The following is a 21,590-nucleotide window of genomic DNA, read 5'->3' as shown; positions in this document are numbered from 1 at the left end:
CATTGCCGTTATTTAATAGATAGTTTCTGGGGGATGCATGGAATTTGCTATACAGCTCATCATTATCTTAATTTGTCTGTTCTATGGCGCGAAAAAGGGCGGAATTGCGCTCGGTCTTTTAGGCGGCATTGGGCTAGTTATCTTAGTCTTTGTTTTTCATCTTCAGCCGGGAAAACCTCCCGTCGATGTCATGCTGGTGATTATCGCGGTGGTCGCCGCTTCGGCGACGCTACAGGCCTCCGGCGGTTTAGACGTTATGCTGCAGATCGCTGAGAAACTCCTGCGGCGCAACCCTAAGTACGTCTCGATCGTCGCGCCATTTGTCACCTGTACGTTGACGATTCTTTGCGGCACTGGTCATGTCGTTTATACGATTTTGCCGATTATATATGACGTTGCCATTAAGAATAATATCCGTCCGGAACGACCTATGGCGGCAAGTTCTATCGGTGCACAGATGGGAATTATCGCCAGCCCGGTTTCCGTTGCGGTTGTCTCACTGGTTGCCATGCTTGGTAATTTCACGTTTAACGGTAAGCATCTTGAATTCCTCGATCTCCTGGCTATTACTATCCCATCCACGCTATTAGGTATTCTGGCTATCGGTATTTTTAGCTGGTTTCGTGGTAAGGACCTGGATAAAGACGAAAAATTTCAGGACTTCATCTCGACACCGGAAAATCGCCATTATGTTTATGGCGATACGGCCACGCTACTGGATAAGAAGCTGCCGACCAGCAACTGGATTGCGATGTGGATTTTTCTCGCATCGATTGCAGTGGTTGCCTTACTCGGTGCCTTTTCCGAACTGCGCCCGGCGTTCGACGGTAAGCCGCTGTCGATGGTTCTGGTGATCCAGATGTTTATGCTGCTTTCCGGAGCGCTCATCATTATCATTACCAAAACTAATCCAGCATCGATTTCCAAAAATGAGGTTTTCCGTTCGGGGATGATCGCCATCGTTGCGGTGTATGGTATCGCGTGGATGGCGGAGACCATGTTCGGCGCGCACATGACCGAAATTAAAGGCGTGCTGGGGGAGATGGTCAAAGAGTATCCGTGGGCCTACGCCATCGTGCTGCTGATGGTGTCGAAGTTTGTTAACTCCCAGGCGGCTGCGCTGGCGGCGATTGTCCCGGTAGCGTTGGCGATTGGCGTCGATCCTGCCTATATTGTGGCTTCCGCGCCTGCCTGCTATGGCTATTATATTCTGCCGACCTACCCAAGCGATCTGGCGGCGATTCAGTTCGATCGTTCAGGTACCACGCATATCGGCCGCTTTGTGATTAACCATAGTTTTATCCTGCCAGGATTAATTGGCGTCAGCGTCTCTTGCGTCTTTGGTTGGGTATTTGCGGCGATGTACGGCTTTCTTTAAGAGGAGACAGGCGCCGATAGCGGCGCCTGTTAAATGGTCGAGGTTATTGTGCGAGCGGAATACGGCGATAGAGTTCAATCATATCGGTCGCCAGATCCTGAATGACCATCGCGTTCATCAGGTGATCCTGCGAGTGAACGGTAATCAGGTTGACCGGAAGCTTGCCGGTACCCTCGTCCAGACCGATGAGTTGAGTCTGGATTTTATGTGCATGCTTAACGAATTCGTGGGATTCAGCCATGGCCTGCTCGGCGGCGGCGAAATCACCTTTACGCGCCAGCTGCAGAGCGGTTAAGGCTGAACTACGTGCTGAACCGGCGTTAACCAACAGCTCCATAATGATCGTTTCTAAATCTTCCATCTCTTACTCCATCAACTTCAGGGCTTTATCAAGCACGGCATCGCCTTTCATCATGCCGTAATCCATCATATCGATAACGGCGACTTTTTTACCGAACGGATCGGCCTGCGCCTGTAGTTTCGCCTGCTCATACTTCACTTGTGGTCCGAGCAGGATAATATCGGCAGCCGCGAGATTATCTTTAAACTCGGCGACCGGTACGGCTTTGATGGAGACTTCGATACCTTTCTGTTGCGCAGCCGCCTGCATGCGTTGAACCAGCATGCTGGTGGACATACCCGCAGCACAGCATAAAACGATATTCTTCATAGTTCGTGGCCCTTGTGTTCCTTGATATACCATCTTTATCGCGGGCAAGAGGGCGGAACAACCGCTTTACGATGATTGTGTGTAAGTCATCACAAAATAATGAAACCGGTTTCTTTTTTGGGTCAGAAATATCAATAAAGCCCAGCGAAGTGGGCTTGTAGAAGCTGATTATCTCAAGTGCGAATGATACGATTCTTTCCCTGCTGTTTGGCTTTGTAAAGTGCCTCATCGACGCTCACTACCAATTGCTCTAGTGGTTCCATATTCCATTCGCCTAAGCCCGCGCTGAACGTTACCGTCAATCCCTCTTCACGCCAGGAGCGCTGCGCGACGTTGGCTCGCCAGTTTTCCAACAACATCAGGGCATTATCGATATGCTCAGCGGCAAATATTACCGCAAATTCTTCGCCACCGTAGCGATAGAGTGAAACATGCAAAGGTTGCAAAACCTGCAGACCCTCACGGGCCACGTTACGCAGGACGATATCGCCATTGAGATGGCCCCAGGTATCATTTATCGATTTAAAGTTATCAATATCAACCAGCGCGAGGGCGAAAGGCTGATGATCGTTCATCAGGGCGGCAATATCGTTGTCGAAGGCCCGGCGGTTTTTGCAGCCAGTTAGCGCGTCGATGGTTGCCTGGCGAACGTAGGTCAGTTCGCGCTGCTTATTGCTCTCAATGGCCTTGCTGAGCATGGCCTCCAGGCGCGGCGCACGCTTAACGTCCCCGGTCTTAATCGCATTGATGATGTTCATCAGTACGGTGCGTGAGGCGTGGCGCAGGTATAGCCCAAACAGAACAATGACAATGGCGGCAAGGGCAAAACCCCAGGACACAATGTTCGTTTCGTGGCGCGTTAAGTTGATTAGCGTCGAATTGGCGACACGGTAGATAATGAACCAGTCAGGATTGGTAAAAGAGTAGTAATAGTACCAGACGTCTTTATCTGCATCATAAAGCTGACCCTCCCCACTGGTCATACTATCCATCAAGGTGCTGCTAACATAGGGTTTAAACAGAGCGCCAGGATCGGGATGAAGAACGACTTTACCATCGCGTTGCACGACAAAAAATTCGCCCTGAACAGGTGCAACCATTTGTCGTAACGCGTAACCCATTGATGTCAGGTCGAGATGAAAAGCGAGGCTCCCTTTGAGTCGCCCTTCTGGAGAGATAATGGGTTTATAGAGAGTAATGGTTGGATGATGGGTGAAATAGTCGAGATAGGGGCTGGTATAGAGGCTGAGAGTGCTGGCTTCTGCCTGTTTGATAAACCACGGCCGCGATTTGGCATCAAAGGTCCGACTATCTTCAGTCTCAAGCACCTCTGGCACGCGTAGATAGTGCCCGTCAGTATCTGCCAGCGAGATTGAGGAAACTGTCTGCATCATGTTTTGCAACTGCATTAACAGCATCAAACCTTTTTCAGGGTTGATGTTAACGGCATTGTTTAATTCATCATTGCGCGCAAAGAAAGTTGCAGCGCGAGCGAGGATAAAATCATTTCCGCGGAGCAGCGTTTCCGTGTAATTCGTCGCCATGTTATGAGCGAAGTTGCGGTTTGTGTGATGATAACCCTCAAGAAAATCGTTGCGCTGAGTCTGAGTGACAAACACCGCGATCAGCAAGAAACTGAGTAGTATTCCCGCAAACCCGATCAAAATCGGTGTGGTGAAAGAGAGTTTTCTGTTATGACGAGCCATGAGTCGTAAATCGTTCCAGAAGAGATAAACCGTGGGTTTAAACGCAGGTTTAGCCAGCATGCCTGCTGAGCGAATCAGATAAAACTCCGTTAATTATAACTCTCGCTTTGTAAGATGGATTTATTTATATGCGATAACAATGTGAGAGTGGAGCAGGGCGAAAATGAGGAAGAGCTATCATTCGCCCTGGACAGCATCCACTGCTGACGAAGACAGGGTAGAGAAACGGAAATCTGACAACAATCTCCTGTTTCTCTTATTACGGCCATGCACGAAGAATTTTTAAGGAATTACATTCCTCTTCATGACGACCGGGAAGCGCGTCCCAGCCAGCTGTCCCAATCCTTCCAAACTGGCTGAAGCCCACTGGCAACCAGCGCGCTGGCGACCTCTTCGGGGCGACGGTCATCGTGAGGCGCAAACTGTTCGAGCTCAGGATGGTTATCGGCATAGCCACCTGGCTGGGTTTTCGAAAATGCACTGACGTTGTTAATGGCTAGTGGAATGACCCGATCGCGGAACCAGGGCGATTCGCGGGTTGAGAGCGAAAGCTCAACTTCCGGGGATAGCAGACGGAAGGCGCAAATCGTTTGCACCAGCTGTCGTTCGTCCATTAATGAGGCGGGTTCAATGCCTCCGGCGCAGGGTCGTAATCGCGGAAAGGAGATAGAGTAGCGGCTGCGCCAGTAGTGCTGCTGGAGCCACAGCAGATGCTCCGCCACCATAAAGCAATCCACGCGCCAGCTGTCGGAAAGACCAATTAATGCGCCAAGGCCAATCTTATCAATTCCCGCTTGTCCGAGCCTGTCCGGCGTATCCAGCCGCCAGAAGAAATCCTGTTTTTTGCCTTTCAGATGATGCTTCGCATATATGCTTTCATGGTAGGTCTCCTGATAAACCATCACGCCGTCCAGCCCAAGTGTTTTGAGTTCGGCATACTCTTCCATCGCTAGCGGCTGCACCTCCATATGCAGCGAGGCGAACTGGCGGCGAATCGCGGGCAGATGCTGACGAAAGTAATCCATACCGACTTTGCCCTGATGTTCCCCGGTGACCAGTAGCAGATGCTCAAAACCCATTTCGCGGATTGCCGCGCACTCACGGGCAATTTCGGCATCATCCAGGGTTTTACGTTTGATGCGGTTACTCATTGAGAAACCGCAATAGGTGCAGTCGTTGGCGCACAGATTTGAGAGATAAAGTGGGACATAAAAACTGACGGTATTGCCAAAACGCTGGCGGGTCAGGCGTTGAGCACGCTGTGCAAGAGCCTCCAGATAGCCAGCGGCGGCAGGTGAGAGCAGGGCCATCATGTCATCGCGGTTGAGCTGTTTTGCTGCCAGCGCCCGTTCAACGTCGGCCGGCGTTTTGCTGTTGATACGCAGGCGAATGTCGTCCCAGTCCAGTTGTCGCCAGCGGTCAGTGAAAGTTTTCATGCCAGCGCCTCCAGAAAGCCGGTCAACGGGCTGGTGGCCTGTGCCTGGCTGCTGCGAGCACCGGGCCCGGCCTGTCTCGCCAGCAATCCTGCCTCGATCGCTAAGCGGAACGCGCGGGCCATGGTTACCGGATCGTCGGCAACGGCGATAGCGGTATTGACCAGGACCGCATCAGCGCCCATTTCCAGCGCCTGTGCCGCGTGGCTCGGTACGCCAATACCTGCATCAACGACCACCGGTACCGTGGCCTGTTCGATGATAATCTCCAGCATCGCTTTGGTTTCCAACCCCTGGTTGGAGCCGATAGGCGCGCCGAGCGGCATCACCGCCGCGCAGCCCGCTTCTTCCAGACGTTTGCACAGCACAGGGTCAGCGCTGCAGTAAGGCAGTACCACGAATCCTTCCCGCACTAATATTTCTGCCGCTTTCAGGGTTTCAATTGGGTCAGGGAGAAGCCAGCGGGCATCCGGGTGGATTTCCAGCTTCAGCCAGTTTGTGCCCAGCGCTTCCCGCGCCAGACGGGCGGCAAAGACGGCTTCTTCCGCCGTTTTCGCCCCTGAAGTATTGGGGAGCAGGCTCACACCCGCCGCCAGCAGCGGCGCGAGAATAGCGTCATTATGCTGACGCAGGTCGACACGTTTCATCGCCAGCGTAACCAACTGGCTACCAGAGGCGCGAATGGCCTCGACCATGACCTCGGGGGCTGCGAACTTCCCGGTGCCGGTGAAAAGATGTGATTCAAAAGTTTTATCTGCGATACGTAACATGTCAGCCTCCAGCGATAACCTGAAAAAGCAGGATCTGGTCGCCTTCCTGCAAAAGTTGATCTTCCCAGCGCTCGCGCGGCAGGATGTGTTGATTGAGCGCCAGCGCGACGCCCGGTTGCTGTTGTTCCAGTTGAGTGAGCAGATCCGCAACGGATGTCGCTTCGGCGCACTGTAACGGCTCATCGTTAAACCACACTTGCATGCTGCCCTCCACATACCGGGCAGCCCTGAGCCCGCTGAAGCGCAAGAGTGCGCCAGTTGCTGGTGCGGGCATCGAACAAACGCAAGCTATTGCGCGGGGCTACCATGCCGCTGAGCAGCTTGATTGCCTCCAGCGCCTGTAAGGTGCCCATCATGCCGACAACCGGCCCAATAATGCCCGCCGTGCGACAGTTGCGTTCAGGTTCGGTAGCGTCCGGCCATAAGCAGCGATAGCACCCCTGTTCCCAGGGCGGCGTTAGCACCATCAACTGGCCTCCGAGTCCGACGGCGCTGGCAGTAATTAGCGGTGTTTCAAGCGCGACACTGGCGGCGTTAATTTCCTGACGAGTCGCCATGTTATCGGTGCAATCCAGCACTACATCGGCCTTTGCCACTTCGTCCTGTAGTGCCTGACCGCTTAATCGCTGCTGTAGCGTAATCAGTTCAATCTGTGGGTTGAGGCGCGCCAGCCGTTCTCGGGCGGCGGTGGTTTTTGGCTGCGCAATATCATCGCTGGTGAACAGAATTTGCCGCTGTAGATTGCTGATATGCACGTCATCGTCATCGGCCAGCACCAGCGTGCCGACGCCTGCGCCTGCGAGATACAGCGCAGCGGGCGAGCCCAGTCCGCCGAGGCCAATAATCAATACCCGGCTGGCCAGCAGCTTTTGTTGACCCTCAATGGCGATATCCTCCAGCAGCAGCTGGCGGCTATAGCGCATAAAATCGCTGTCATTCATCGCCAACTCCCGCTATCTCGAGCAACTGTGCCGTTGCCTGTCGCCAGTCAGCCGCCTGCGTGATGGCACTCACTACCGCAATACTGCCGACGCCGGTTGCCAGAACCGCCGGAGCGCGGTCAAGGCTGATTCCGCCGATAGCGACCGTCGGATAATCCCCCAGGCGTTGGATATGCTGCGCGAGCTGTTCCAGCCCCTGAGGGGCGGAAGGCATCTGCTTGGTTTGGGTCGGGAAAACGTGACCGAGGGCGATGTAGGAGGGGCGAGCCGCCAGCGCGATGTCCATTTCCATATCGTCATGCGTCGAAACGCCAAGGCGCAGCCCGGCGTTGCGGATTGCGCTGAGATCGGTGGTTTCGAGATCCTCCTGGCCTAAATGCACGCCGTAAGCCTGATGTTTAATAGCCAGGTGCCAGTAGTCATTAATAAACAGCCGGGCATTGTGCTTGCGCCCCAGGGCGATGGCGGCGATCACATCGTCTTCAACTTCGCTATCGCGTTTATCTTTGATGCGCAGCTGAATGGTACGAACGCCCGCAGTCAATAAACGTTCAATCCACTCTATGCTATCGACGACCGGGTAGAGTCCTAAGTGGAAAGGGACGGATGGGAAATCAGGTTGATACATCAGGCTTCCTCCTTACGTAGATAGATTTCACTGCCGCGGGCGCGAAAGTTTTCCGACATATCGGCCATCCCCACTTCGATTGTCTGTGCAGCGGCGTAGTCGCGAACTTCCTGGCTTATCTTCATTGAGCAGAATTTGGGGCCGCACATGGAGCAGAAGTGGGCCACTTTGCCGGACTCCTGCGGCAGGGTCTCGTCGTGGTACGCGCGAGCGGTGAACGGGTCGAGCGCCAGGTTAAACTGATCTTCCCAACGGAATTCGAAGCGTGCTTTTGACATCGCGTTATCGCGGATCTGCGCGCCGGGATGGCCTTTGGCAAGGTCAGCGGCATGGGCGGCGATTTTGTAGGTAATCAGCCCTTGCTTAACGTCTTCTTTGTTCGGTAGGCCGAGGTGCTCTTTTGGCGTGACATAGCAGAGCATCGCGCAGCCGAACCAGCCAATCATTGCGGCGCCAATGCCCGAGGTGAAGTGGTCATAGCCCGGTGCGATATCGGTGGTGAGCGGCCCTAAGGTGTAGAAAGGTGCTTCGTGGCAGTGTTCCAGCTCCTCGGTCATATTGCGCTGAATCATCTGCATCGGCACGTGGCCCGGGCCTTCAATCATCACCTGTACATCGTACTCCCAGGCGATTTTGGTCAGTTCGCCCAGCGTGTGCAGCTCGGCAAACTGCGCTTCGTCGTTAGCATCCTGAATGGAACCCGGACGCAGACCATCGCCCAGAGATAGGGAAACATCATAGGCAGCGCAGATTTCACAGATTTCGCGGAAATGCTGATAAAGGAAGTTCTCCTGATGATGGGAGAGGCACCACTTCGCCATAATAGAACCGCCGCGTGAAACAATGCCGGTCAGCCGCCTGGCGGTCATCGGCACGTAGCGTAGCAGCACGCCCGCATGGATGGTGAAGTAGTCAACCCCTTGTTCGGCCTGCTCCAGCAGCGTGTCGCGGAAGGCTTCCCAGGAGAGATCTTCGGCGATCCCGTTAACCTTTTCTAACGCCTGGTAGATCGGCACGGTGCCGATCGGTACAGGACTGTTACGCAGGATCCACTCGCGGGTTTCGTGAATATAGCGGCCGGTCGACAGGTCCATCACCGTATCCGCGCCCCAGCGAGTGGACCACACCAGCTTCTCGACCTCTTCTTCGATAGATGAAGTGACCGCCGAGTTGCCGATATTGGCATTGACCTTCACGAGGAAGTTGCGGCCGATTATCATCGGTTCTGACTCCGGGTGATTGATATTGGCGGGGATAATCGCGCGCCCGGCAGCGACTTCATCGCGCACGAATTCCGGGGTGATGTTCTCCGGTAGCCGTGCGCCAAATCCAACGCCGGGATGCTGGTGTCTCAGCACTTCGCCACGAATGCGCTCGCGGCCCATGTTTTCACGGATGGCGATGAACTCCATCTCTGGGGTGACAACGCCCTGGCGGGCATAGTGCAACTGAGTCACGCATTTCCCGGAGATAGCGCGTTTTGGCGTTAGCAGGCCGGTAAAGCGCAGTTCGTCGAGGCCATCATCTGACAGGCACTGTTTGGTATATGCCGAGCTGCGATCGCAGAGTTCTTCACAGTCGCCACGCGCTTCAATCCACGGCTGGCGTAGTTTTGCCAGACCTTGTTGGACATTGATTACTATCTCCGGGTCGCCATAGGGGCCGGACGTGTCATAGACAGGAATGGCTTCGTTAGCTTCATAGCGGGGATTATCTTTAGCGCCGCCGATGAGCGTCGGGCTCAGCTGAATTTCGCGCATCGGGACGCGAAGATCTTCACGTGAGCCGCGGATATAGATGCGTTGCGAATTGGGAAATGCGGTGCCTTCCAGCGTGTCGATAAAGCGCTGCGCATGTTCGCGTTGCTCTCGACGGGTCATTTTTGTTGTAGACATAGCTCATTCCAGGTGAACAGGATATGGCTTGTCAGACGACGGATGGAGTAACAGATGCGATCGGGCCCAAATGGGCTGACGCTAAATGCAGTTAACTCTTGTTCCCTTCGCAGGTATTAGCCTGATCAGGTTCCGCGGATCCCGAATTAACGGTCTCAGCCTTTTCCATTGTGGAAAATGGGCACTCCGACAAGATGACATCCCCTCTCTGAGAGGGGGAATGTATGTAAACTACTCGTTAATAGCGGACAACTCAAGCCGTCGGCGCGATATTGTCGCTGACGGGATCCTTTCGGCTGTGGGCGATGGCGAGGGCGATGAGTTTATCCTCCAGCGCAAAACGTGCTTCCAGCGCTTCGCCGATATCCGATAACGCCTGCTGAAACTCAAGGTAGTTATCGTGATCGATGGCATTTTCGAGGCAAGAGTCGTAGTCATCCATGATTTGCTGGGTGTTGGCTTGCAGTTGTGGATAAAGCTTAGTGGCGGTTAAAAGTGGCGTATCGCCTTCCAATTCGGCGATAAAGCGTTCATAAATACTAAAATGACCGGAGGAGAGATAGTCCACCAGACTTTGACAAAAATCATCCAGCGCCTTCTCATTAAGCCGCATAAATGATTCTTTGCCAGGTTTCAGGCCAACCAGGTTGTAGTAAGCCACGAGCAAATGCTTACGTACTTGTAGCCAGCGATCGACCAGTTTATTGCTGCCTCCAACACGTTCCGTCAGGTTTTCCAGCTGGTTTAACATGGTTGACTCCGCAAGTTTTGAAGAGAAATACGTTGCTCACCAAAATGTAAATTTAATGTTAAAAGTGCCAGTAAAATGAAGGTAGTGCAATAGATATGGATCGTATTATTGAAAAATTAGATCGCGGTTGGTGGATAGTCAGCCACGAACAGAAATTATGGTTACCCGATGGGGAATTACCATATGGCGAAGCGGTAAATTTTAATCTTGCGGGGCAACTCGCGCTGCGCATAGGGGAATGGCAGGGCGAACCTGTGTGGCTGGTTCGTCAGGAACGTCGACATGAGATGGGATCGTTGCGTCAGGTGCTCGATCAGGATGCTGGCCTTTTTCAACTGGCGGGACGTGGGATCCAGCTGGCGGAGTTCTATCGCTCGCATAAATTCTGCGGTTATTGCGGGCATCCGATGCACCCCAGCAAAACTGAATGGGCGATGCTATGCAGCCACTGCCGTGAGCGTTATTACCCGCAAATCGCGCCGTGCATCATCGTTGCTATTCGACGGGATGATTCTATTTTGCTGGCGCAGCACACGCGCCATCGCAACGGTGTGCATACGGTGCTGGCCGGGTTTGTCGAAGTCGGTGAAACCCTGGAGCAGACGGTTGCCCGTGAGGTCATGGAAGAGAGCGGCATTAAGGTGAAAAACCTGCGCTACGTGACCTCTCAGCCCTGGCCGTTCCCGCAATCGCTAATGACTGCGTTTATGGCGGAATACGACAGCGGCGAGATTGTTATCGATAAGAAAGAGCTGCTGGAGGCGGGATGGTATCGCTATGACGATCTGCCGCTCCTGCCGCCGCCGGGTACGGTTGCCCGCCGTCTGATAGAAGATACCGTGGCGATGTGTCGGGCAGAGTATGAGTGACATGTTACATACACTTTATCCTTCAAATTGCCTCTTTGTTGGCTGCTTTCACTTACCCCAGTCACTTACTTGAGTAGGCTCCTGGGGTTCATTCAATTGCCGCCTTGATCCACTTTGAATGATTTTGTGTATAAACTTGGCGCATCAACGCTAAAGGAATGTAAAAATGACCGAATTGAAGAACGATCGTTACCTGCGCGCGCTGCTACGTCAGCCGGTTGATGTCACCCCGGTGTGGATGATGCGCCAGGCGGGCCGCTATTTACCGGAATATAAAGCCACTCGCGCAGAAGCGGGCGACTTTATGTCGCTGTGTAAAAATGCTGAGCTGGCTTGCGAAGTGACGCTGCAGCCGCTGCGTCGCTATAAGCTGGATGCGGCAATCCTCTTCTCGGACATTCTGACTATCCCGGACGCCATGGGGCTGGGGCTTTATTTCGAAGCCGGTGAAGGCCCGCGTTTTACCTCGCCCATCACCTGTAAAGCGGATGTCGATAAACTACCGATCCCTGACCCGGAAGGGGAGCTCGGCTATGTGATGAACGCGGTGCGTACTATCCGCCGCGAGCTCAAAGGTGAAGTGCCGCTGATTGGTTTCTCCGGTAGCCCGTGGACGCTGGCGACCTATATGGTTGAAGGTGGCAGCAGCAAAGCGTTTACGGTGATCAAGAAGATGATGTATGCCGAGCCGCAGGCTCTGCATGCCCTGCTGGATAAGCTGGCGAAAAGCGTCACGCTGTATCTGAACGCGCAAATCAAAGCGGGCGCTCAGTCGGTGATGATTTTTGACACCTGGGGCGGCGCGCTGACCGGTCGTGATTATCAGCAGTTCTCGCTCTACTACATGCATAAAATCGTCGATGGTCTGCTGCGTGAGAACGAAGGCCGTCGCGTACCGGTAACCCTGTTTACCAAAGGCGGCGGACAGTGGCTGGAAGCGATGGCGGAAACCGGTTGCGATGCGCTGGGCCTCGACTGGACTACCGATATCGCCGATGCGCGCCGTCGCGTGGGCCATAAAGTCGCTCTGCAGGGCAATATGGACCCTTCAATGCTTTACGCTCCTGCGGCGCGTATCGAGGAAGAAGTGGCGACCATTCTCGCCGGATTCGGCCAGGGTGAGGGTCATGTCTTCAACCTCGGCCACGGGATCCACCAGGACGTCGACCCGGAACATGCGGGTGTGTTTGTGGAGGCGGTGCACCGTTTGTCGGCGCAATACCACCGTTAAGGAGTGATTATGGATTTGGCATCGCTACGCGCCCAACAGCTGAGCCTGGCGGAATCGGTGGAGCGAGTCGATCGTCTGGACCAGGAGCCGCCGATGCTGATCGGCGGGGCGGATGTTGGATTTGAGCAAGAGGGCGAAGTCACCCGGGCGGCGATGGTGCTGCTGAGCTATCCGTCGCTGGAGCTGGTGGAATATCAGGTGGCGCGTGTTGCCACCACGATGCCCTACATTCCCGGTTTCCTCTCCTTTCGCGAAACGCCTGCGCTGCTGGCGGCGTGGGAGCAACTTTCAAAAAAACCGGATCTCTTATTCGTCGACGGGCACGGTATTTCTCATCCGCGCCGCCTCGGCGTCGCCAGCCATTTTGGACTGCTGGTGGATGTCCCGACGATCGGTGTGGCGAAAAAGCGGCTATGCGGTAAGTTTGAACTGCTCGGCGATGAGCCCGGCGCGCTGGCTCCATTGCAGGATAAAGGTGAGCAGCTGGCATGGGTTCTGCGCAGTAAAGCGCGCTGCAACCCGCTGTTCGTAAGCACTGGACATCGCGTTGGCCTTGATAGCGCGCTGATGTGGGTGGAACGTTGCCTGAAAGGCTACCGTCTGCCGGAGCCGACGCGCTGGGCTGATGCAGTGGCGTCCCACCGACCGGCGTTTGTGCGTTGGCAAGCAAATTATGGCTGATTCAGGTACACTGCGGCTAATTTCTGACTTCGAGAATTCATCATGTTACAAAACCCGATTCACCTGCGTCTGGAGAAGCTGGAGAGCTGGCAGCACGTCACTTTTATGGCCTGTCTGTGCGAGCGGATGTACCCCAACTACGCCATGTTCTGCAAGCAAACTGAGTTCGCTGATGGCCAGCTGTATCGTCGCATCCTTGACCTGATCTGGGAAACGCTGACGGTTAAAGATGCGAAAGTGAATTTTGATAGCCAGCTAGAAAAGCTGGAAGAGGCGATTCCGGCTGCTGATGATTACGATCTGTACGGTGTTTATCCGGCTATTGACGCCTGCGTCGCATTAAGTGAATTGATTCACTCGCGGCTGAGTGGGGAAACGCTTGAACATGCGATCGAGGTGAGCAAGAGTTCCATCACCACCGTTGCGATGCTGGAAATGACCCAGGCTGGTCGCGAAATGACCGATGAAGAGCTCAAAGAAAACCCAGCTGTTGAGCAAGAATGGGACATTCAGTGGGAGATTTTCCGTCTTTTGGCCGACTGTGAAGAACGAGACATTGAACTGATCAAAGGGCTTCGTGCAGACCTCCGCGAGGCCGGCGAGAGCAATATTGGTATAAATTTTCAGCAGTGAGACAAGAAAACGTGATTTACCGCCTGAATTGTAGCGTCTGAAGGCTTCCATTCCGCCCCCCGTCTGGTCTACATTTGGGGGGCGAAAAAAAGTGGCTATCGGTGCGTGTATGCAGGTGGGTGCTTTTTTGGCATTTCCGTCGCACTCGATGCTTAGCAAGCGATAAACACATTGTAAGGATAACTTATGAACAAGACTCAACTGATTGATGTAATTGCGGACAAAGCTGACCTGTCCAAAGCACAGGCGAAAGCTGCCCTGGAATCTACCCTGGCTGCAATTACTGAGTCTCTGAAAGAAGGTGATGCTGTTCAACTGGTTGGTTTCGGTACCTTCAAAGTGAACCACCGCGCTGAGCGTACTGGCCGCAACCCGCAGACCGGTAATGAAATCAAAATCGCCGCAGCTAACGTACCGGCATTTGTTTCAGGCAAAGCACTGAAAGACGCAGTTAAGTAAGACCGCGTGGCAGTTTACAGTTTTATCGAAGGGGCTTTTAAGCCCCTTTTGTCTACCTGGCGTCGTCCGTTGGCGCTGGTGGGCGTATTGCTGCTTACTGCCTGCAGCCACGATTCTTCTCTCCCACCGTTTACCGCCAGCGGGTATGCGGATAACCAGGGAGCGATGCGTATCTGGCGTAAAGATTCAGATGGCGAGGTTCGCCTTCTTGCCGCCTTTAGCCCGTGGCGTCACGGAAATACCTCGACCAGCGAGTACCGTTGGCAGGACGATCAGCTTGCGCTAATCGAATTGAACGTTTACGGCAAACCCCCGGAACATATTCGCGCCCGCTTTGATGCGCAGGGCGAGCTAAGCTTTATGCAGCGCGAAGTCGACGGGCAGAAGCAGCAGCTTTCCAGCGATCAGGTTGCGCTATATCGTTACCGCGCAGAGCAAATACGCCAGACCAGCGATGCTTTACGTCAGGGGCGCGTGATGCTGCGTCAGGGACGCTGGCATGCCAACCAGACGGTAACAACCTGCGAAGGTCAGACCGTGAAGCCTGACCTTGATGCGCGAGCGCTAGCCCATATTGAACGTCGCCAGAATCACTCATCCATTGAGGTGAGCGTGGCGTGGCTGGAAGCGCCGGAAGGTTCCCAGCTGCTGCTGGTGGCAAACGAAGACTTCTGTACCTGGCAGCCGACTGAGAAAAACTTCTAAATCTTACCAGTGGTTCATGCCCATATGACCGCGGCCACCACCCCCACAGCCTCCACGCCCCATTCCCTCGCCGCGAGGAATACCCGCCTGTGCTAAAGCGACATCAAACTTAACCCGCTGCTGGGCCAGCTTCTGACCGAGAGCTTCCATCTCCTGGGCAACGGATTCAATTTTTGTACTGTCCGGTTTATCCGCAGTTAACAACGCATTGTATTCGTAGCGTTTTGATGTGAGCTGCTGGCGTAGAGCGCGGGTTTGCTCATAGAAATCGCTATGCAGCTTTTGGGCAGCGGCCTGCTGTTCAGTCGTCAGTTGGCTATAGCCCTGCGGACCCATTCCGTTGCCGTTATTCCAGTGGTGTCCTGCCCATGCAGAGCTGCTACCAAAGGTTAAGGCGGCAAGGGCGATGAGTGTTAGAGTGAATTTGTGGTTCCGTTTCATGGTTTATTCTCCTGGTTTATGGTTTCTTCTGTATTTGCATCTTCCGTGCCAGGATGAAAACTCCACAGGATATAAGGTTTTCTATCGCATCAGCAGATGACAGCGAGTAAAAATGACTCGCGGCAAAGATCGATACGGGTCATTTTTACCCGCCGTCTTGCAGGTTTATGCCTGAGAGCCCGTTTGCCGGGCCGGAAAAATGGCATGATTTCTGCTGGGAACCGTAAAGCCTGATAAAAGGGAGTGGCAATGAACGTGATGCGGTTGTCGAAGGATTCTGTCGCCGTTGGGCTGAGCTGGCTATTGACTGGCCTCATCTTACTGTTGGTGTGCCTGTTTTCCGTACTTATCGTGCGCGACAATGGTCGTGAGAACGACGCCGCGCGCCAGACCATTCAGGAAAAAGGCAGCGTACTGATTCGCGCCCTTGAGTCTGGAACTCGCGTCGGTATGGGAATGCGTATGCATCACGCCCAGCTTCAGGCGTTGCTCGAGGAGATGGCCTGGCAGCCTGGCGTACTGTGGTTTGCGGTGACGGATGAGAATGGCAAAGTTATTGCTCATAGCGATCCGCAGCAGGTTGGTGGGACGCTGTATCCTGCCGATGCGATGCGCGAGTTGAACATTGGCAGCGAGGAACGCTGGCGGCGGCTTGAAAAACCGGAGCCGGCGCTGGAAATCTATCGCCAGTTTCGCCCGCTTAACGGCGGGGGCGCTCACCATATGCGCATGATGATGCGCCGCGAATCTGCCGACCTGCGTGCTCAGGTGCCGCAGGTTATTTTTATCGCCTTTGATGCCCGGGAACTGGATGCTGACAACGCCCGTGGTCTGCGGAATATGATCGTTATGCTGTGTGCGGCAGGTGTGGTGATGGTAGCCACCGTGCTGGCTCAATTCTGGTTCCGACGCTATCAGCGCTCGCGTAAGCAACTACAGGAAGCGATGGCGCGTAAAGAGAAACTGGTGGCGATCGGGCATTTGGCTGCGGGCGTCGCGCATGAAATTCGTAACCCGTTATCATCCATTAAAGGGTTGGCAAAATATTTCGCTGAACGTACCCCGCCCGACGGTGAAGCGCATCAGCTGGCCCAGGTGATGGCAAAAGAAGCCGATCGCCTGAACAGGGTCGTCAGCGAGCTGCTTGAGCTGGTACGTCCGGCGCATTTAAAATATCAATGGGTTGATTTGAATGAGGTAATTACCCACTCGCTTCAACTGATTGGTCAGGATGCGCAGAGCCGTGCTATCGAACTGAACTTTAACGCTCAGCCTTCGCTACGCCGGATTCAGGCTGATCCTGACAGGCTTAAGCAGGTATTACTGAACCTGTATCTCAACGCGATGCAGGCCATTGGACATCATGGGACGATTCGCGTGGAAGTCGGCGAATGCGATGGGCAGAGAGTGAAAATCGTCGTGACCGATAGTGGAAAGGGGATGACGGCAGAGCAAAGACAGGCCATCTTCACCCCCTATTTTACGACCAAAGCAGATGGCACCGGACTGGGGCTGGCGGTAGTTCAGAATATTGTTGAACAACATGGCGGAACGATCCATGCCGACAGTACGCCGGGAAAAGGCGCCGTTTTTACGCTTTATCTGCCGGTGAGCGCGCAACAAAAGGATGAACAAGGATGACGGATGAGAAGGTAGACATTCTGGTTGTTGATGACGATGTCAGCCATTGCACGATCCTCCAGGCCTTACTGCGGGGCTGGGGCTATAACGTCGCATTGGCCCACAACGGGCTGTTGGCCCTGGAACTAGTGAAGCAAAAGGTGTTTGACCTGGTGCTGTGCGATATCCGTATGGCGGAGATGGACGGTATCGAAACGCTCAAGGAAATTAAGGCTTACAACCCGGCAATCCCGGTACTCATCATGACCGCTTTCTCCAGCGTAGGAACGGCGGTTGAAGCTATCAAGTCCGGGGCGCTGGATTATCTCATCAAACCTCTGGATTTTGACAAACTGCAGGAGACGCTTGCCCAGGCGCTGGCACATACACGCCAGTCCGATAGCGGCATGGATCCAGGCCCAGCAGCACACTTTGGCATGGTGGGTGATAGCCCGGCGATGCAGGCGCTACTCAGCAATATCGCCCTGGTGGCGCCATCTGATGCGACGGTGTTGATCTGCGGTGAGTCAGGTACCGGCAAAGAGCTGGTTGCCCGTGCGCTCCACGCCAGTAGCAGGCGTAATAATCAACCGCTGGTGACGCTGAATTGTGCGGCGCTCAATGAATCGTTGCTGGAGTCGGAACTGTTCGGTCATGAGAAGGGGGCGTTTACCGGGGCCGATAAACGGCGGGAAGGGCGTTTTGAGCAAGCCGATGGCGGCACATTATTCCTCGATGAGATTGGTGATATCTCGCCGCTGATGCAGGTGCGATTGTTACGAGCGATCCAGGAACGAGAAGTTCAACGCGTTGGGAGTAATCAGACGATTAAGGTCGATGTCAGACTGATTGCCGCCACCCATCGCGATTTAGCCGAAGAGGTGAGTGCCGGTCGCTTTCGTCAGGATCTCTACTATCGCCTGAACGTGGTGACCATCGACATGCCACCGTTGCGTCAGCGTCGAGAAGATATCCCACAGCTGGCGCGCTATTTCCTGCAACGTTATGCCGAGCGTAACCGCAAGGCGGTGCAGGGTTTTACGCCGCAGGCGATGGATTTGCTGATCCACTACGACTGGCCTGGCAATATTCGTGAACTGGAAAACGCGGTAGAGCGGGCGGTGGTTCTGCTGACGGGAGAGTATATTTCCGAACGCGAGCTGCCGTTGTCGATTGCCGGTACGCCAGTTCCGGTATTGTCGCTATCCGATGACGTGATTCAACCGCTGGTGGAAGTAGAAAAAGAGGTGATTCTGGCGGCGCTTGAAAAAACGGGCGGCAACAAAACTGAAGCCGCCCGCCAGTTGGGCATTACGCGCAAAACGCTGCTGGCTAAGCTTAGCCGCTAGTTTTGCTCGCGTTCGATGGCGCGCCAGCCGATGTCGTTTCGGCTAAAGCTGTCGTCCCAGCGAATATCGGTCATCAGGGCGTAAGCGCGTTTCTGCGCTTCGGCAACGGTATGACCCAGCGCGGTGGCGCATAGTACGCGACCTCCGCTAGTCAACACGCGGTCGTCATCAGCGAGTTTAGTCCCTGCATGGAATACTTTGCCGTCTGCGGTTTCTTCCACCGGCAGGCCGTGGATAACGTCCCCGGTACGGTAGTCAGCCGGATAACCTCCGGCAGCGATCACCACGCCTAATGCAGCGCGCTCGTCCCACTCGGAGGTTTTTTCGTCCAGCTTGCCTTCGCAGGCGGCGAGGCACAGATCCACCAGATCCGATTTCATGCGCAGCATGATCGGCTGAGTTTCCGGATCGCCGAAGCGACAGTTGAACTCGATAACCTTCGGGTTGCCCTGTTTGTCGATCATCAGGCCTGCGTACAGGAAGCCGGTGTAGGTGTTCCCTTCTGCTGCCATGCCTTTGACGGTTGGCCAGATGATGCGTTCCATAGTGCGCTGGTGAACTTCATCGGTCACGACTGGCGCCGGTGAGTAGGCGCCCATCCCGCCAGTGTTCGGACCTGTATCGCCATTGCCTACACGTTTGTGATCCTGGCTGGTGGCCATCGGCAGCACGTGCTCGCCGTCAACCATCACGATAAAGCTCGCTTCTTCACCGTCGAGAAACTCTTCGATAACGATACGGTGACCCGCGTCGCCAAAGGCGTTACCGGCCAGCATGTCGTGAACGGCGGCTTCGGCTTCTTCGAGAGTCATCGCGACGATAACGCCTTTACCGGCGGCCAGGCCGTCGGCTTTGATAACGATCGGCGCGCCTTTTTCGCGCAGGTATGCCAGCGCAGGCTCAACTTCGGTGAAGTTCTGATATTCCGCCGTCGGAATCTGGTGACGGGCGAGGAAATCTTTGGTGAAGGCTTTGGAGCCTTCCAGCTGCGCGGCGCCTTCGGTTGGCCCGAAGATTTTCAGGCCAGCGGCGCGGAAGGCATCGACCACGCCAATCACCAGCGGCGCTTCCGGGCCGACGATAGTCAGGTCAATCTTCTCGCTCTGGGCAAAGGCCAGCAGTGCCGGGATATCGGTAACACTGATAGCCACGTTTTGCAGCGCAGGCTCCAGCGCGGTGCCTGCGTTACCCGGTGCGACAAAAACGGTATCGACATTTGGCGACTGTACCGCTTTCCAGGCCAGGGCGTGCTCGCGCCCGCCGTTGCCAATAACTAATACTTTCATCATCTGCTCCGTGGATTAATGGCGGAAGTGGCGCATGTCGGTGAAGATCATCGCAATACCGTGTTCATCGGCAGCGGCAATCACCTCTTCGTCGCGAATAGAACCGCCAGGCTGGATAACGCAGCTCACGCCAACGGCAGCGGCGGCATCAATACCATCGCGGAATGGGAAGAACGCGTCGGAAGCCATTGCGGAACCTTTGACTTCCAGCCCTTCGTCGGCGGCTTTAATCCCGGCGATCTTCGCGGAGTAAACGCGGCTCATCTGGCCTGCGCCTATCCCGATAGTCATATTCTCTTTGGCGTAGACAATGGCGTTAGATTTGACGAACTTCGCCACTTTCCAGCAGAACAGCGCATCGCGCAGTTCCTTTTCGGTAGGCTGACGCCTGGAAACCACGCGCAGTTCGCTTTCGGTGACCATACCCAGGTCACGATCCTGAACCAGCAGACCGCCGTTCACGCGCTTGAAGTCCAGACCGGCAACGCGGGTTGCCCACTGACCACTGGTCAGGACGCGTACGTTCTGTTTAGCGGAAGTGATTTTCAGCGCTTCTTCTGTTGCAGACGGTGCAATGATCACTTCCACAAACTGGCGGGAGATAATGGCTTGTGCCGTTTCGGCATCCAGTTCGCGGTTGAAAGCGATGATGCCGCCGAACGCGGAGGTGGGGTCGGTTTTGTAGGCGCGGTCGTAGGCGTCAAGAATAGAGGAGCTGACAGCCACACCGCACGGGTTAGCGTGCTTAACGATAACGCAGGCAGGTTCGTTGAACTCTTTCACGCACTCCAGCGCCGCATCGGTATCAGCGATGTTGTTATAAGAGAGCGCTTTGCCCTGGATCTGGGTCGCAGTGGCAACGGAAGCCTCTTTAACATTCTCTTCTATATAGAAGGCAGCCTGCTGGTGGCTGTTTTCGCCGTAGCGCATATCCTGCTTCTTAATGAAGTTCAGGTTAAGAGTACGCGGGAAGCGGCCAGCGGCTTCTTTGCTTTCACCATAATAGGCCGGAACCATGCTGCCGAAGTAGTTGGCAATCATGCTGTCGTAGGCTGCGGTATGTTCGAAAGCTTTGATGGCGAGGTCGAAGCGGGTTTCCAGAGTGAGGGAGCCTTCGTTGACGTCCATCTCATTAATAATGGCTTCGTAGTCGTTGCTCTTCACCACGATGGCCACATCTTTATGGTTCTTTGCCGCTGAGCGAACCATGGTCGGGCCACCGATATCAATATTCTCTACCGCATCTTCCAGCGAACAGCCTTCACGGGCAACGGTCTCGGCGAACGGATAAAGGTTAACGACAACCATATCGATGGGTGCGATACCGTGCTGTTCCATAATGGCATCATCCTGACCACGACGACCGAGAATGCCGCCGTGTACTTTCGGATGCAGGGTCTTCACGCGTCCATCCATCATTTCCGGGAAACCGGTGTAGTCAGAGACTTCGGTTACCGGCAGACCTTTCTCAGCCAGCAGGCGTGCGGTACCACCTGTAGACAATAGCTCTACACCACGAGCGGAAAGTGCCTGCGCGAATTCGACGATACCGGCCTTGTCAGAAACACTGAGCAGTGCGCGGCGGACTGGACGACGTTGTTGCATGGTATTAAATCCCCAGGATTTGAATATTACAGAGAGCGTTAGGTGAGTTTTTGTCTAAAAACTCACCTAACGCACCCAACCGGGCGTCCTTGTTATAGCGCGGCATTGTAACGAAAACGTTTGCGCAACGCTCGCGAATTTTTATGTTTCTCCTTTTTGCCCTGAATTGCTGCTTATATAGAGGTGCAAGATGGCCTCAATATAAGGTAATTGTTCGTGGTCTGTGGATAATTCTGTGTGTAACAGGGTATAAAGCGGGGTTTTGCTGGGGAATGCAGCAGTCAGTCATTTTTCTGCAATTTAACTATTGCAGATGCTCGGTAACTCCCTATAATGCGCCTCCATCGACACGGCGGATGTGAATCACTTCACACAAACAGCCGGGTCGGTTGAAGAGAAAAAATCCTAAAATAACGGGTTGACTCTGAAAGAGGAAAGCGTAATATACGCCACCTCGCAACGGTGAGCGAAAGCCGCGTTGCACTGCTCTTTAACAATTTATCAGACAATCTGTGTGGGCACTCAAAGTGACATGGATT

Annotated in this window: 22 protein-coding genes and 1 riboswitch; of the genes, 9 read left to right on the top strand and 13 right to left on the bottom strand. The window is 54.4% G+C overall.

All coding sequences use genetic code 11. From position 1 onward, the window contains the following. The first annotated feature begins 37 nt into the window (after positions 1 to 37). The gene (gene dcuB / locus DA718_RS27865) at positions 38 to 1,378 is read left to right on the top strand and encodes an anaerobic C4-dicarboxylate transporter DcuB (protein ID WP_110277340.1); all 1,341 of its coding nucleotides are present in this window, start codon (positions 38 to 40) and stop codon (positions 1,376 to 1,378) included. A gap of 43 nt (positions 1,379 to 1,421) precedes the next feature. Here dcuB and DA718_RS27860 read toward each other — a convergent pair whose 3' ends face one another. From DA718_RS27860 to rsd, 10 genes are all read right to left on the bottom strand, one after another. After that, entirely contained in the window at positions 1,422 to 1,739 is a 318-nt protein-coding gene (locus DA718_RS27860) for a PTS lactose/cellobiose transporter subunit IIA (protein ID WP_110277341.1), read from the bottom strand. A gap of 3 nt (positions 1,740 to 1,742) precedes the next feature. Further along, the gene (locus DA718_RS27855) at positions 1,743 to 2,003 is read right to left on the bottom strand and encodes a PTS sugar transporter subunit IIB (protein ID WP_249415956.1); all 261 of its coding nucleotides are present in this window, start codon (positions 2,001 to 2,003) and stop codon (positions 1,743 to 1,745) included. Positions 2,004 to 2,221: 218 nt separating this feature from the next. Next, positions 2,222 to 3,754 carry a sensor domain-containing diguanylate cyclase gene (locus DA718_RS27850; protein WP_112217135.1) on the bottom strand — a complete coding sequence of 511 codons (1,533 nt, stop codon included), beginning with the start codon at positions 3,752 to 3,754 and terminating at the stop codon, positions 2,222 to 2,224. Between the two features lie 302 nt (positions 3,755 to 4,056). Continuing rightward, positions 4,057 to 5,190, bottom strand: a complete 1,134-nt coding sequence (gene thiH / locus DA718_RS27845; protein ID WP_112217119.1) for a 2-iminoacetate synthase ThiH — start codon at positions 5,188 to 5,190, stop codon at positions 4,057 to 4,059. After that, positions 5,187 to 5,957, bottom strand: a complete 771-nt coding sequence (gene thiG / locus DA718_RS27840; protein WP_112217120.1) for a thiazole synthase — start codon at positions 5,955 to 5,957, stop codon at positions 5,187 to 5,189. The genes thiH and thiG overlap by 4 nt, the downstream gene beginning before the upstream one ends. A gap of 1 nt (position 5,958) precedes the next feature. Then, positions 5,959 to 6,159: a sulfur carrier protein ThiS gene (gene thiS / locus DA718_RS27835; RefSeq protein WP_112217121.1), complete on the bottom strand. Its 201-nt coding sequence runs from the start codon at positions 6,157 to 6,159 to the stop codon at positions 5,959 to 5,961. After that, positions 6,143 to 6,898 (bottom strand): HesA/MoeB/ThiF family protein, encoded by a 756-nt coding sequence (locus DA718_RS27830; protein ID WP_112217122.1) that lies wholly within the window; start codon positions 6,896 to 6,898, stop codon positions 6,143 to 6,145. The genes thiS and DA718_RS27830 overlap by 17 nt, the downstream gene beginning before the upstream one ends. Continuing rightward, the gene (gene thiE / locus DA718_RS27825; protein ID WP_112217123.1) at positions 6,891 to 7,526 is read right to left on the bottom strand and encodes a thiamine phosphate synthase; all 636 of its coding nucleotides are present in this window, start codon (positions 7,524 to 7,526) and stop codon (positions 6,891 to 6,893) included. Before thiE ends, DA718_RS27830 begins: the two co-directional genes overlap by 8 nt. Next, positions 7,526 to 9,421, bottom strand: coding sequence for a phosphomethylpyrimidine synthase ThiC (gene thiC / locus DA718_RS27820; RefSeq protein ID WP_112217124.1), 1,896 nt, complete (start codon positions 9,419 to 9,421; stop codon positions 7,526 to 7,528). Before thiC ends, thiE begins: the two co-directional genes overlap by 1 nt. Before the next feature lie 85 nt (positions 9,422 to 9,506). Beyond that, positions 9,507 to 9,620, bottom strand: a riboswitch (TPP riboswitch). A gap of 54 nt (positions 9,621 to 9,674) precedes the next feature. After that, positions 9,675 to 10,172, bottom strand: a complete 498-nt coding sequence (gene rsd / locus DA718_RS27815) for a sigma D regulator (RefSeq protein ID WP_110277349.1) — start codon at positions 10,170 to 10,172, stop codon at positions 9,675 to 9,677. 95 nt (positions 10,173 to 10,267) lie between these two features. On the opposite strand from rsd, the gene nudC reads away from it, so the two are divergent. The 6 genes from nudC to DA718_RS27785 all read left to right on the top strand — a co-directional run bounded on the left by nudC (position 10,268) and on the right by DA718_RS27785 (position 14,750). Further along, positions 10,268 to 11,041, top strand: coding sequence for an NAD(+) diphosphatase (gene nudC, locus DA718_RS27810; protein ID WP_112217125.1), 774 nt, complete (start codon positions 10,268 to 10,270; stop codon positions 11,039 to 11,041). Between the two features lie 166 nt (positions 11,042 to 11,207). Further along, positions 11,208 to 12,272 (top strand): uroporphyrinogen decarboxylase, encoded by a 1,065-nt coding sequence (gene hemE / locus DA718_RS27805; protein ID WP_112217126.1) that lies wholly within the window; start codon positions 11,208 to 11,210, stop codon positions 12,270 to 12,272. A 9-nt stretch (positions 12,273 to 12,281) separates the two neighbouring features. Continuing rightward, positions 12,282 to 12,953: a deoxyribonuclease V gene (gene nfi, locus DA718_RS27800; RefSeq protein WP_112217127.1), complete on the top strand. Its 672-nt coding sequence runs from the start codon at positions 12,282 to 12,284 to the stop codon at positions 12,951 to 12,953. A gap of 42 nt (positions 12,954 to 12,995) precedes the next feature. Beyond that, positions 12,996 to 13,586 carry a YjaG family protein gene (locus tag DA718_RS27795; protein WP_110277353.1) on the top strand — a complete coding sequence of 197 codons (591 nt, stop codon included), beginning with the start codon at positions 12,996 to 12,998 and terminating at the stop codon, positions 13,584 to 13,586. A 186-nt stretch (positions 13,587 to 13,772) separates the two neighbouring features. Further along, positions 13,773 to 14,045, top strand: coding sequence for a nucleoid-associated protein HU-alpha (gene hupA / locus DA718_RS27790; protein ID WP_004097675.1), 273 nt, complete (start codon positions 13,773 to 13,775; stop codon positions 14,043 to 14,045). A gap of 6 nt (positions 14,046 to 14,051) precedes the next feature. Further along, positions 14,052 to 14,750, top strand: a complete 699-nt coding sequence (locus DA718_RS27785) for a DUF1481 domain-containing protein (RefSeq protein WP_112217128.1) — start codon at positions 14,052 to 14,054, stop codon at positions 14,748 to 14,750. Positions 14,751 to 14,753: 3 nt separating this feature from the next. Here DA718_RS27785 and zraP read toward each other — a convergent pair whose 3' ends face one another. Further along, positions 14,754 to 15,191 carry a zinc resistance sensor/chaperone ZraP gene (zraP, locus tag DA718_RS27780; RefSeq protein WP_112217129.1) on the bottom strand — a complete coding sequence of 146 codons (438 nt, stop codon included), beginning with the start codon at positions 15,189 to 15,191 and terminating at the stop codon, positions 14,754 to 14,756. 249 nt (positions 15,192 to 15,440) lie between these two features. On the opposite strand from zraP, the gene zraS reads away from it, so the two are divergent. Continuing rightward, positions 15,441 to 16,832, top strand: coding sequence for a two-component system sensor histidine kinase ZraS (gene zraS, locus DA718_RS27775; protein WP_112217130.1), 1,392 nt, complete (start codon positions 15,441 to 15,443; stop codon positions 16,830 to 16,832). Next, complete coding sequence (gene zraR, locus DA718_RS27770) at positions 16,829 to 18,160, top strand: sigma-54-dependent response regulator transcription factor ZraR (RefSeq protein WP_112217131.1); 1,332 nt, start codon at positions 16,829 to 16,831, stop codon at positions 18,158 to 18,160. The genes zraS and zraR overlap by 4 nt, the downstream gene beginning before the upstream one ends. Here the strand turns inward: zraR and purD are convergent. Further along, on the bottom strand, positions 18,157 to 19,446 hold the full coding sequence (purD, locus tag DA718_RS27765; RefSeq protein WP_112217132.1) for a phosphoribosylamine--glycine ligase: 1,290 nt from the start codon (positions 19,444 to 19,446) through the stop codon (positions 18,157 to 18,159). The genes zraR and purD overlap by 4 nt on opposite strands. 15 nt (positions 19,447 to 19,461) lie before the next feature. Continuing rightward, a complete protein-coding gene (purH, locus tag DA718_RS27760; RefSeq protein WP_112217133.1) occupies positions 19,462 to 21,051 on the bottom strand; it encodes a bifunctional phosphoribosylaminoimidazolecarboxamide formyltransferase/IMP cyclohydrolase in 1,590 nt (529 codons plus the stop codon). Between the last annotated feature and the right edge of the window lie 539 nt (positions 21,052 to 21,590).

The sequence above is a fragment of the Klebsiella huaxiensis genome, assembly GCF_003261575.2.
GTDB classification, from domain to species: Bacteria; Pseudomonadota; Gammaproteobacteria; order Enterobacterales; family Enterobacteriaceae; genus Klebsiella; species Klebsiella huaxiensis.
The sequence above is the reverse complement of the archived record's forward strand: the minus strand, read 5'-3'. Positions and strand labels throughout refer to the sequence as shown.

Excerpts from the sequence above, each read along its gene's own strand:
- dcuB (WP_110277340.1), top strand. The coding sequence starts at position 38 with ATGGAATTTGCTATACAGCTCATCATTATCTTAATTTGTCTGTTCTAT.
- DA718_RS27860 (WP_110277341.1), bottom strand. The coding sequence starts at position 1,739 with ATGGAAGATTTAGAAACGATCATTATGGAGCTGTTGGTTAACGCCGGT.
- DA718_RS27855 (WP_249415956.1), bottom strand. The coding sequence starts at position 2,003 with ATGCTGGTTCAACGCATGCAGGCGGCTGCGCAACAGAAAGGTATCGAA.
- DA718_RS27850 (WP_112217135.1), bottom strand. The coding sequence starts at position 3,754 with ATGGCTCGTCATAACAGAAAACTCTCTTTCACCACACCGATTTTGATC.
- thiH (WP_112217119.1), bottom strand. The coding sequence starts at position 5,190 with ATGAAAACTTTCACTGACCGCTGGCGACAACTGGACTGGGACGACATT.
- thiG (WP_112217120.1), bottom strand. The coding sequence starts at position 5,957 with ATGTTACGTATCGCAGATAAAACTTTTGAATCACATCTTTTCACCGGC.
- thiS (WP_112217121.1), bottom strand. The coding sequence starts at position 6,159 with ATGCAAGTGTGGTTTAACGATGAGCCGTTACAGTGCGCCGAAGCGACA.
- DA718_RS27830 (WP_112217122.1), bottom strand. The coding sequence starts at position 6,898 with ATGAATGACAGCGATTTTATGCGCTATAGCCGCCAGCTGCTGCTGGAG.
- thiE (WP_112217123.1), bottom strand. The coding sequence starts at position 7,526 with ATGTATCAACCTGATTTCCCATCCGTCCCTTTCCACTTAGGACTCTAC.
- thiC (WP_112217124.1), bottom strand. The coding sequence starts at position 9,421 with ATGTCTACAACAAAAATGACCCGTCGAGAGCAACGCGAACATGCGCAG.
- rsd (WP_110277349.1), bottom strand. The coding sequence starts at position 10,172 with ATGTTAAACCAGCTGGAAAACCTGACGGAACGTGTTGGAGGCAGCAAT.
- nudC (WP_112217125.1), top strand. The coding sequence starts at position 10,268 with ATGGATCGTATTATTGAAAAATTAGATCGCGGTTGGTGGATAGTCAGC.
- hemE (WP_112217126.1), top strand. The coding sequence starts at position 11,208 with ATGACCGAATTGAAGAACGATCGTTACCTGCGCGCGCTGCTACGTCAG.
- nfi (WP_112217127.1), top strand. The coding sequence starts at position 12,282 with ATGGATTTGGCATCGCTACGCGCCCAACAGCTGAGCCTGGCGGAATCG.
- DA718_RS27795 (WP_110277353.1), top strand. The coding sequence starts at position 12,996 with ATGTTACAAAACCCGATTCACCTGCGTCTGGAGAAGCTGGAGAGCTGG.
- hupA (WP_004097675.1), top strand. The coding sequence starts at position 13,773 with ATGAACAAGACTCAACTGATTGATGTAATTGCGGACAAAGCTGACCTG.
- zraP (WP_112217129.1), bottom strand. The coding sequence starts at position 15,191 with ATGAAACGGAACCACAAATTCACTCTAACACTCATCGCCCTTGCCGCC.
- zraS (WP_112217130.1), top strand. The coding sequence starts at position 15,441 with ATGAACGTGATGCGGTTGTCGAAGGATTCTGTCGCCGTTGGGCTGAGC.
- zraR (WP_112217131.1), top strand. The coding sequence starts at position 16,829 with ATGACGGATGAGAAGGTAGACATTCTGGTTGTTGATGACGATGTCAGC.
- purD (WP_112217132.1), bottom strand. The coding sequence starts at position 19,446 with ATGAAAGTATTAGTTATTGGCAACGGCGGGCGCGAGCACGCCCTGGCC.
- purH (WP_112217133.1), bottom strand. The coding sequence starts at position 21,051 with ATGCAACAACGTCGTCCAGTCCGCCGCGCACTGCTCAGTGTTTCTGAC.